Here is a 9,698-nt window from a genome sequence, read left to right on the forward strand (position 1 = left end):
TGCTGCTGATCCGGTCAGCGCGCCTGACAGATGGCGCTGGACATGCGGCCGAGGTCGACATGACGTCGACTCACCAAGGCAACTCCTGCGCGGGACATGACGGAAGCGTGGCACGGCGGTCTCCGGCCAGTCCACCGGTATCCGTAATGTGGACCAAATCTTCCCGGATGGTGAGATGGATCAGCCCCGGACCCCGGCTCGGCCGGGATCCGGGCCGGCCCGGAATCACCCGTTACGCACCGGGCCAGGGGCCGGGCGCCGGGGCGTCGGGCTCCTCCTCGGTCCTCGTGTCGAAGAGCGTGAAACCGCGCCGCTCGTAGTTGGCCATGGCGTGCTCCCCGTCCTTGCTGCACGTGTGCAGCCAGACCCGCTTCGTCGGCGTCCGCTCCGGCCACCGCTCCGCCAGGTCCCAGGCGCGCGCGGTCCCGTACGACAGCAGGTGACCGCCGATCCGGCGGCCCCGGAAGGCCGGGAGCAGGCCGAAGTAGGTGATCTCGACGACGCCCTCGTCCTGCGGGTCCAGTTCGACGTAGCCGGCCGGCGTCCCGTGCTCGTAGGCCACCCAGGTCTCCGCGCCCGGCCGCCCGAGGAACTCCTGCCACCGCTCGTACGGCCAGCCCAGCCGGTCGGTCCAGGACAGGTCGCCGCCCACGGCCGTATAGAGGAATCGGCTGAACTCGGGCGAAGGCACCCCGGCCCGGACGATCCGGATAGCGGCCGGATCGGGCTCCCGCGCCGGGAGCAGATCGGCCGGGGACGTCTGCTGGAGGGACCACGTGGTCACGGTGGTCGAACTGGTGCTCATACCGCCAGCCAACCACGGCACCGGGGCTAACCGGCGGGCGGACCCCCGCGGGCGGCCAGCACCGCGGGCGCCGACGAGGCGGGCAGCAGGTCCTCGGCCACGGCCGGGGTCAGCAGCCGGACGTCGACGCTGTCGGCGAAGCGGTACGGGCGGTGGCCGAGCACCCCGCCCAGCGTCCGCCGCATCCGCGACATCTCCGCCCGGACCGTCACCGTGCGCGTCGGGTCGCCGAACAGGTCCGCCGCCAGCTCGGCCGCCGACCGCCCCGCCGGATGGCGGGCCAGGACGTAGAGCAGCTCGGCGTGGCGGGGGCTCAGCTCCCGCGACCACTCGCCCGCCGGGCCGGCGACCGTCACCGTCCAGTCGCGCGGCCGCCGCAGGTCCAGCACCACCCGGTGCGCCGACGTCTCGGGGCGGGCGGCCTCCTCCACGCGCACCAGCCAGCCGTCCGGCAGCGGTTCCAGCGAACACAGCCCCATCGACGGCAGCCACACCCGCCCGGCCTGTACGGACTTGGGGAGCGCCACCCGGCCGACCGGCGCCATCCCCGTCACCGCCGCCGCCCAGCCCTCCCGGTCGACCGCCAGCGCCCGCCCGCCCAGCCGCGACAGCATCGGCGCCGCCACCGCCCGCAACCGGTCCACCGACTGCCAGTGCCGGGCCCGCAGCTCCGCCTCGGCGACCTTGGCGACGGCCGTCACCAGCGGCAGCGTCGCCGGATTGAACGCGGGCACCGGCCCGCTGAGGTTCAGCACGCCCAGCAGCCGCCCGTCGCGCGGGTCGTGCAGCGGGGCCGCCGCGCAGGTCCACGTGTGGTGCGTACGGACGAAGTGCTCGGCGGAGTGCACCTGCACCGGACGGCGCTCCACCAGCGAGGTCCCGATGCCGTTGGTCCCCACCAGCTCCTCCCTCCAGGAGGCCCCCACGGTGAAGTCCAGCCGGTCGGCGCTGCGCAGCACCCCCCGGCTGCCGTCCCGCCACAGCACCCGGCCCTCGGCGTCCGTGACGGCCATCAGGTGCCGCTCCACGTCCACGATCGCGCCCAGCCCCTCCCGCAACTGCGGCAGCAGACCGCCCAGCGGTGACGCATGACGCCGGTGTTCGACCTCCTCGACGGGCAGCGGCGGTGGCGCCGGACGGCCGGTGTCGGGATCGAGGCCGTGCCGCCGCACCCGGTGCCACGACCGCCCGATCACCGGGCGGGGCGGAACGGGGGGCGCGCCGTCGCCGAGACATGCCTCCCGGACGGCCGGCAGCAGGCTTTCGTCGATCGTCGCGCGCTTCACGCTGACATGGTGCCGTCGCGCGGGCCCGCCCGTGGGGGCATCCGCCGGATTGCAACGGCGTGCAACCGTTGCGGGTGGCCACGGCGGGGACGAAGCTGACGGTGAGCGGTCGGAGGGTGGTGCCGAGTCGGCGCAGCATCACCCTCCGCCGGATCGCTCCGGCCCGCCCCGCCCGCCGCCGCCCGGCCGCTTCGCCCATGGTGCGAACCAACCTGGCCAGGGCCGATACGGTTAGAGCGTGCAGGCAGCAAACGAACCATCGGGGCGGCGCATAGGCCGACTCCACAGGGCAAGAGTCCTGTACCGAAATGTCTCGAAACGCAGGATGGCGTGGCTGCTCCTCAAGGACACCGTCAACTCCTGCGTGGAATACCGCGTCACCGGGCTGGCCGCCGAGGCCGCCTTCTTCACTCTGCTGTCCCTGCCGCCGCTGCTCCTCGGCCTCCTGGGCCTGCTCGGTTATCTGGACGACTGGACCGGCACCAACACGATCGGCTCCATCCAGGAGAACATCCTCAAGGCGTCGGCGACCGTGCTCAGCGACAAGGGCGTCAACGAGATCGCCAAACCGCTCCTGCGGGACGTCACCAAGGGCCGGCCCGACATCATCTCGATCGGCTTCGCCATCGCCCTGTGGTCGGGCTCGCGCGCGGTCAACGTCTTCGTCGACACCATCACGATCATGTACGGGCTGGAGGGCAAGCGCGGCATCGTCAAGACCCGGCTGCTCGCCTTCCTGCTCTACATCGTCGCCCTGCTCGTCGGGGCGGTGGCGCTCCCGCTGATGGTCGCCGGACCCGAGACCGTGGTGGACATCGTGCCCTGGAGCGCGGACGTCGTCCGCTTCCTGTACTGGCCCGTCGTCATCCTGCTGTCGATCGCCTTCCTCACCACGCTCTACCACGTGTCCGTGCCGGTGCGTTCGCCCTGGCAGGAGGACATCCCCGGCGCGCTCGTGGCCCTGACGATGTGGGTGCTCGGCAGCTTCCTGCTGCGCATCTACCTCACCCACACGGTGGAGGGCCCGACCATCTACGGTTCGCTCGCCGCACCCGTGGCCGTGCTGCTGTGGATCGGTGTCTCGGCCTTCGCCGTGCTCGTCGGCGCCGCCGTCAACGCCGCCCTCGACCGCGTGTGGCCGTCCGTCGCCACCGCCGCGGCCCGCGCCGAGGTCGACCGGCTGCGGGTCGCCGCCGCGGCGCAGGAGGCGGCCGAGCGGGCCGCCCGCGCGCTGGAGGCGGGGCTGGAGGACGACGCCGAGGACGAGCCCTTCGACGACGGCGTGGTGGGCCAGGACTGCGAACCGCCCTCGGAGTTCCCCGAGCGGTGGGCCCAGTTCCTGCCCCCCGAGGACGTGCGCTCGCGGATCCACAAGCCGGAACACCGCCCCAAGCACGCCAAGCCGCGCGATTAGGCGGTGTCCTGCGGGATCTTCGGCTGCGGGCCGTCTTTGCCGCGTGGCCGCCTGCGGCGGGGCGGGTCGTCTTTGCCGCCTGCGGCGGCGGGCGCCCTGCGGGCGCGTCCTCAATCTCCCCCAGCTACCGCTGGGGGTGCCCCCAACGGGCTTGATTGTGGCTGAGCTCAGCCACAATCAAGCCCGTCCGGCGCTTGAGGACACCACCGCGCAGCGGTGGTGCGCACGACACGGCCCGGCGCTCCTTAATTCGTTCGCGCCCGGGGCCCGGTGGTGCCTACGATCGATCCGGCGCGAGATCCGCGCCCGCAGAAGGAAGGGAGGCGAGGTCCGATGACTGTCACGGCGATGGGCGTTGCCCGCACTCGGAAGTCCGTTCTCTCCCACTCCCTTCCTAAGGACCACAGTCTTGTCCGAGCTGTCACACCCGCTCTCCCGCTACGGCTGGGACGACGGGTTCGCTGAAAGCTTCTCCCGCCACGCCGCCGAGGGCCTGACGCCGGGCCGCATCATCCGCGTCGACCGCGGCCGCTGTGACCTCGTCGTCCCCGACGGCGACGGCGTACGGACCGTCCACGCCGACACCGCGTTCGTCACCACCGGCGACCCGCTGCGCATCATGTGCACCGGCGACTGGGCCGCCGTCGACCTCGCCCAGGGGCACGTACGGGCTCTGCTGCCGCGCCGCACGGCGTTCGTGCGCTCCACCTCCTCCAAGCGGTCGGACGGCCAGATCCTGGCCGCCAACGTCGACCGCGCCGTCATCGCCGTCTCCCTCGCCGTCGAGCTGGACCTCGGCCGTGTCGAGCGGTTCCTCACCCTCGCCTGGGAGAGCGGCGCCGAACCCCTGATCGTCCTCACCAAGGCCGACCTGGTGGGCGACCCGGCCGTCCTCGGGCACCTCCTCGACGACACCGCCGCCGCGGCCCCCGGGGCCCGGGTCCTCGCGGTCAGCTCGGCGACCGGCGAGGGCGTCGACGCCCTCGCCGCCGCACTCGCCGGCGGTACGACGGTCCTGCTCGGCCAGTCCGGCGCGGGGAAGTCCACCCTGGCCAACCTCCTGGTCGGCGAGGACGTCCAGGACGTCCACGCCACGCGCGACAGCGACGGCAAGGGCCGCCACACCACCACCACCCGCAACATGCTGCCGCTGCCCGGCGGCGGTGTCCTGATCGACACCCCCGGCCTGCGCGGGGTGGGCCTGTGGGACTCCGAGGGCGGGGTCGGGCGGACCTTCGCCGAGATCGAGGAGCTCGCCACCCGCTGCCGCTTCCACGACTGCGGGCACGGCGACGAGCCGGACTGCGCGGTCCTGGCCGCGGTCGACTCCGGCGAGCTGGCCCAGCGCCGCCTGGACAGCTACCGCAAGCTGCTCCGCGAGAACGAGCGGCTCGCCGCCCGCACGGACGCGCGGCTGCGGGCGGAGCTCCGCCGCGAGTTCAAGGTCAAACAGGCGGAGGGCTACCGCAACCTGGAACGCAAGCGGGGGAAGGTGCGGTAGGGCGAAGCCGGGCCCGTTGCCGCCCTCGGCCGCCCGGCGGGTCATGCGAGCGGGCGGCTGCGGGCCGTGTCGTGCGCACCACCGCTGCGCGGCGGTGTCCTCAATCGCCGGACGGGCTTGATTGTGGCTGAGCTCAGCCACAATCAAGCCCGTTGGGGGCACCCCCAGCGGTAGCTGGGGGAGCTTGAGGACGCGCCCGCAGGGCGCTCGCCGCCGCAGGCGGCCGGGACACCCCGCGGGCGAAGACCCGCCGGACACCCCAGAGGGTCACGTCCGATTCCCGCCAGCCGCGCCGCGCGGGCATCCCGCAGACTGGAACACATGACAGACACAGCGGCACCGCCGGAGGACGCGCGCTACGACGCGGTCCGCAGCCGCGACGCCCGCTTCGACGGCCACTTCTTCTTCGCCGTCGTCACCACCGGCATCTACTGCCGCCCGAGCTGCCCGGCGGTCACCCCCAAGCGGCCCAACGTCCGCTTCTTCCCGTCGGCCGCCGCCGCGCAGGGAGCCGGCTTCCGCGCCTGCCGCCGATGCCGCCCGGACGCCGTGCCCGGCTCGGCCGAATGGGACGTACGGGCCGACCTCGTCGGCCGCGCCATGCGGCTGATCGGTGACGGCGTCATCGACCGCGACGGCGTCGCCGGGCTCGCCGACCGGCTCGGATACAGCCCCCGCCAGGTCCACCGCCAGCTCACCCAGGAGCTCGGCGCCGGGCCCGTCGCCCTCGCCCGGGCCCGGCGCGCCCACACCGCGCGGGTCCTCCTCCAGACCACCGCGCTGCCGGTCACCGAGATCGCGTTCGCCGCGGGCTTCGCCAGCGTCCGGCAGTTCAACGACACGGTCCGGGAGATCTACGCCCGTACTCCCAGCGCCCTGCGCGCCGAGGCACGCGGGGCCCGCACCGGCGGCTCGGCACCCACCGGCGTCCCGCTGCGGCTCGCCCATCGCGGCCCGTACGCCGCGCGCGAGATCTTCGACTTCCTCCAGCGCCGGGCCATCGCCGGCATCGAGGAGATGACCGGCGCCCCCGGTGCCCGCCGCTACCGCCGCACCCTGCGCCTGCCCTACGGCACGGGCATTGCCGAGGTGCGGGAACCGGCCGCGGCCGGCCGCCGCGGCCGCTGGCTCGACTGCCGGCTGCACCTCGGCGACCTGCGCGACCTGTCCACCGCCGTGCAGCGGGTGCGCCGCCTGTTCGACCTCGACGCCGACCCCTACGCCGTCGCCGAGCGGCTCGGCACCGACCCCCGGCTGCGCCCGCTCACCGAGGCCCGGCCGGGGCTGCGCTCCCCGGGCACGGCCGACGGCGACGAGCTCGCCGTACGGGCCGTGCTGGGCCAGCAGGTCACCGTGGCCGCCGCCGCCCGCCTCGCGGGCACGCTCGTCGCCGCGTACGGCAAGCCCCTCGCCGCGCCCGACGGCACCCTCACCCACGTCTTCCCCGAGCCCGCCACCCTGGCCGAGGCCGGGCTGGAGGAGCTCGGCATGCCCCAGGCACGCCGCCGGGCCCTGCGCGCCCTCGCGACGGCCCTCGCCGACGGTGACGTCGACCTCGGCCCCGGCGTCGACCGCGACGCCACCGAGCGCGCCCTGCTCGCCCTCCCGGGCATCGGCCCCTGGACCGCCGGCTACATACGGATGCGGGCCCTCGGCGACCCGGACGTCTTCCTGCCCGGCGACGCGGGCGTACGGCACGGACTCGCCGCCCTCGGCGCCCCGCCGGACGCCGCCGCCGGCTGGCGCCCGTGGCGCTCGTACGCCCTGCACCACCTCTGGAACCACACCGCGAAGGACGACTGACCATGCTCTACACCGAAGTGGACAGCCCCCTGGGCGTCCTGCTCCTCACCGGCCGGCCCTCGGAGACCGTGCCCGGCACCACCGCCATCTGTTCGCTGACGGTGCCCGGTCAGAAGAACGCCCCCGCCGTGGCCGCCGGCTGGCGGCGCGAGCCGGCCGCCTTCGCCGAGGCCGAACGCCAGCTCGCCGCGTACTTCGCGGGCGAGTCGAAGGACTTCACCCTCGAATTCGCCGTCCGGGCCACCGAGTTCCGCCGGCGGGTGTGGGACGCGCTCGACTCCGTACCGTACGGATCCACCACCAGCTACGGGCAGTTGGCCGCCCGCGTCGGCGCGTCGCGCGCCGCGGTCCGCGCGGTCGGCGGTGCCGTCGGCGCCAACCCGCTGCTCGTCCTGCGCCCCTGCCACCGTGTGATCGGCGCGGACGGCACGCTCACCGGCTACGCGGGCGGCCTGGACCGCAAACGGCTGCTGCTGGGCCTGGAGGGCGTGACGGGCTGACGGGCCGGCCCCGCCGCTCAGGCCCACACCACCGTGCCCACCCACACCCCGACGACCAGCAGGCAGGCGAACAGCTCGACCAGCACGCTCGTCCCCAGCGTCCGCATCACATGGCGCGTCGACGCCCACGCCGCGCCGCGCCCGCCCAGCCGTCGCCGCTCGGCCCCGTAGATCCCGGCGACGAACCCCAGCGGGGCGCCCAGCACCGGAACGACGAAGAAGGCGGCGGTCCCGGCCGCCCCGGCCACCAGGAACGCGCGGCGGGTGATGCCGGCGCCCCGCGGCCGGCGCGGCGGCAGCAGCCAGATCACGGCCTGGTTCAGCAGCAGCACGCCGGTGGCCCCGGCCAGAACGGCCCAGGCGGCGGCGGTCCGCGTCGTCATCGACCACCACAGCACACCGGCCCAGACGATCGGCGGACCCGGCACACCCGGGGTGACGACGCCGAGCAGGCCGAGCAGCATCACCAGGCCGACCAGGACCAGCTGCCACGTCCCCATGGACCAACTTTGCCGGAACCCGGGCGCCGCCGCTTCCGGACGATTACGGCCACGGTGACCGGTAAGCGCCGGTGGCGACCCCGTCCGGGCGGCGGGCGGGTCAGCGCCGGGGCGTCCAGCCGCGCTCGGCCGCGTGCCAGCCCAGTTGCAGCCGGGTGGTCACCCCGGCGAGCTCCATCAGCCGCTTCACCCGCCGCTGCACGGTCCGCAGCCCGAGTCCGAGCTGCTTGGCGACGCTGGCGTCGGTCAGCCCGATCAGCAGCAGCGAGAGCACCTGGAGGTCCACGGCGTCCGGGCCGGCCGCCGGGCCCTCGTAGCGGCGGCCGTCGGCGCAGACGCGCAGGGGAAGGGCCTCGTGCCACACGTCCTCGAAGAGGTCGACCAGGGACGCGAGCAGTACGCCGGGGTGGACGAGCAGGGCCGTGGGCTCCGTCGGCTCGCCGGAGCGCGGGGTCAGGGGCACGAGGGCGAGCGCGCGGTCGGCGACGACCAGTTCGGCGGGCACCCGGTCGACGACCCGGACCCGGGCGGGACCGCCCCGGCCGAACGCCGTCGACAGCCCCGGCAGCCCCATCAGCCCGGCCAGGGCCGCGCGTTCGACGACGGCCCGGTGGCGCACGTCGTTGACCATGTCCGCCGCCGCGGACCCGGGTCTGTCCGCCAGGAGGGCGCACACCTCCTCGCGCGCTCCGATCCGCAGTCCCAGCAGCCGTTCGGCGACGGCGGACGCGCCGGTCACCAGTTCCACCGCACTGTGCCCGGCGAACCGTTCCGCCTCCCGCTCGCACGACACCGCTTCCCGGACGACGTCCAGGCCTATGGCACCGAGCACGCGACATCCCTCCCCACAAGCGCCTTCCGACTCCGTTCATCATCCCCGGGTGACGTCTGCCGTGCACTCTTCCCGTATGCCACACAGTGTGGACAATAAGGGCATGAGTCAGCAGGGGGACCAGCGCACCGGTCAAGAGGACGCCTGGTGGGGCGAGTTGTACGACAAGAATGAACCCGATACGGGTTCCGCCTCCCAGGACGACAGCCTCGACGAACGGTTCACCTCCGCCTCGGCGGTGGTGGGAGCGGCACCGAGGTCCACGAACAGAAATGCGAAAGCGGCGTCGAGGCCGGAGCGGCCGCCCGGAGTGGAGCCCACGAGGCCACCCGCGCCACCCGACCCACCGGCGCCACCGTCGGGCGGACTGCCGCCCCTGCCGAAGGGCTATGGAGGGCCGCCGGCGCGCGGCCCGGTGCTGCCGATCGATGTCCCGCCCGCCATGCCGGGCCCGCCGCGACTGCCCTCGCCGACGGCGTCGGAGCGGATCGTGGGTGACACGCACATCGACCCCCGGGCCCAGGTGCCTCCACCCAGGACGCCCGCTCCACCCCCGCCGGCCGGCCCGCCCGACCTGCGGGCGCCCGTCATCGGGCGGCATGTCGACAAACACACCGGCAAGGACACCGGCCGGCACACCGACCAGCGCGACGGCAAGCCCGGCGAGGAGCGGCCCGAGCGACGGCCCGTGAGAGTGCCCGGCCGCCCGGCCGCCGCGCAGGCCGGACCGCTGGCCGACAAGCCGCTGAAGCCACCGCGCCCGCCGAGGCCACCGCGGCCCCGGCAGCCGGCCGGCCCCGAGAGCACCGCGGCCGAGCCGCGCCGGCCCGAGGAGCCCGGATTGCCCGTACAGCCGGAAGAGCCCGCGGAACAGCCGGCACCGGCCATCGAGGCCCGGCCCGTGGAGCCCGCCGGGCCGCCCGCGCCCCGGGAGCCGGTGGCGGAGAAGGCCCCCGACCCGCGCGAGGCACCGGAGCCCGCGGCGCCCGGGCCGCCCGTGTCGGCCCCCTCCGTCCCGCCCGCCCGTTCCGCCCGGCTCGAACGCCCGCGCCTCCCG

At 74.8% G+C, this 9,698-nt stretch carries 9 protein-coding genes and 1 pseudogene; 5 read left to right on the plus strand and 5 right to left on the minus strand.

The window, feature by feature from the left end:
- Positions 1-14: 14 nt before the first annotated feature.
- From J7E86_RS31960 to J7E86_RS01920, 3 genes are all read right to left on the minus strand, one after another.
- A complete protein-coding gene (locus tag J7E86_RS31960; RefSeq protein WP_374223753.1) occupies positions 15-98 on the minus strand; it encodes a putative leader peptide in 84 nt (27 codons plus the stop codon).
- A gap of 134 nt (positions 99-232) precedes the next feature.
- Entirely contained in the window at positions 233-805 is a 573-nt protein-coding gene (locus tag J7E86_RS01915; RefSeq protein WP_215079075.1) for a GNAT family N-acetyltransferase, read from the minus strand.
- Between the two features lie 26 nt (positions 806-831).
- On the minus strand, positions 832-2,091 hold the full coding sequence (locus J7E86_RS01920) for a helix-turn-helix domain-containing protein (RefSeq protein WP_215079077.1): 1,260 nt from the start codon (positions 2,089-2,091) through the stop codon (positions 832-834).
- A gap of 238 nt (positions 2,092-2,329) precedes the next feature.
- Between J7E86_RS01920 and J7E86_RS01925 the strand changes: the two genes are divergently transcribed.
- The 4 genes from J7E86_RS01925 (at position 2,330) to J7E86_RS01940 (ending at position 7,309) form a co-directional block, all read left to right on the plus strand.
- Positions 2,330-3,505 (plus strand): YihY/virulence factor BrkB family protein, encoded by a 1,176-nt coding sequence (locus J7E86_RS01925; protein WP_215079080.1) that lies wholly within the window; start codon positions 2,330-2,332, stop codon positions 3,503-3,505.
- A gap of 409 nt (positions 3,506-3,914) precedes the next feature.
- A complete protein-coding gene (rsgA, locus tag J7E86_RS01930) occupies positions 3,915-5,006 on the plus strand; it encodes a ribosome small subunit-dependent GTPase A (protein WP_215079082.1) in 1,092 nt (363 codons plus the stop codon).
- Between the two features lie 321 nt (positions 5,007-5,327).
- Positions 5,328-6,809 (plus strand): DNA-3-methyladenine glycosylase 2 family protein, encoded by a 1,482-nt coding sequence (locus tag J7E86_RS01935; RefSeq protein ID WP_215079084.1) that lies wholly within the window; start codon positions 5,328-5,330, stop codon positions 6,807-6,809.
- 2 nt (positions 6,810-6,811) lie between these two features.
- On the plus strand, positions 6,812-7,309 hold the full coding sequence (locus tag J7E86_RS01940) for a methylated-DNA--[protein]-cysteine S-methyltransferase (protein WP_215079086.1): 498 nt from the start codon (positions 6,812-6,814) through the stop codon (positions 7,307-7,309).
- A 17-nt stretch (positions 7,310-7,326) separates the two neighbouring features.
- On the opposite strand, the gene J7E86_RS01945 is transcribed toward J7E86_RS01940, so the two are convergent.
- Together J7E86_RS01945 and J7E86_RS01950 are read right to left on the minus strand one after the other, a co-directional pair.
- Positions 7,327-7,809 carry a DUF456 domain-containing protein gene (locus J7E86_RS01945; protein WP_215079088.1) on the minus strand — a complete coding sequence of 161 codons (483 nt, stop codon included), beginning with the start codon at positions 7,807-7,809 and terminating at the stop codon, positions 7,327-7,329.
- 100 nt (positions 7,810-7,909) lie between these two features.
- Positions 7,910-8,623 (minus strand): LuxR family transcriptional regulator, encoded by a 714-nt coding sequence (locus J7E86_RS01950; protein ID WP_374223754.1) that lies wholly within the window; start codon positions 8,621-8,623, stop codon positions 7,910-7,912.
- Between the two features lie 121 nt (positions 8,624-8,744).
- On the opposite strand from J7E86_RS01950, the pseudogene J7E86_RS01955 reads away from it, so the two are divergent.
- Positions 8,745-9,698 (plus strand): annotated as a pseudogene (locus J7E86_RS01955) (hypothetical protein); the annotation flags it as partial.

Source organism: Streptomyces sp. ISL-11, from assembly GCF_018614525.1.
In the GTDB taxonomy this organism is placed as follows: domain Bacteria; phylum Actinomycetota; class Actinomycetes; order Streptomycetales; family Streptomycetaceae; genus Streptomyces.

Bases quoted from the DNA above. Each gene is read 5' to 3' on its own strand.
- J7E86_RS31960 (WP_374223753.1), bottom strand. From the start codon at position 98: ATGTCCCGCGCAGGAGTTGCCTTGGTGAGTCGACGTCATGTCGACCTC.
- J7E86_RS01915 (WP_215079075.1), bottom strand. From the start codon at position 805: ATGAGCACCAGTTCGACCACCGTGACCACGTGGTCCCTCCAGCAGACG.
- J7E86_RS01935 (WP_215079084.1), top strand. From the start codon at position 5,328: ATGACAGACACAGCGGCACCGCCGGAGGACGCGCGCTACGACGCGGTC.
- J7E86_RS01940 (WP_215079086.1), top strand. From the start codon at position 6,812: ATGCTCTACACCGAAGTGGACAGCCCCCTGGGCGTCCTGCTCCTCACC.
- J7E86_RS01945 (WP_215079088.1), bottom strand. From the start codon at position 7,809: ATGGGGACGTGGCAGCTGGTCCTGGTCGGCCTGGTGATGCTGCTCGGC.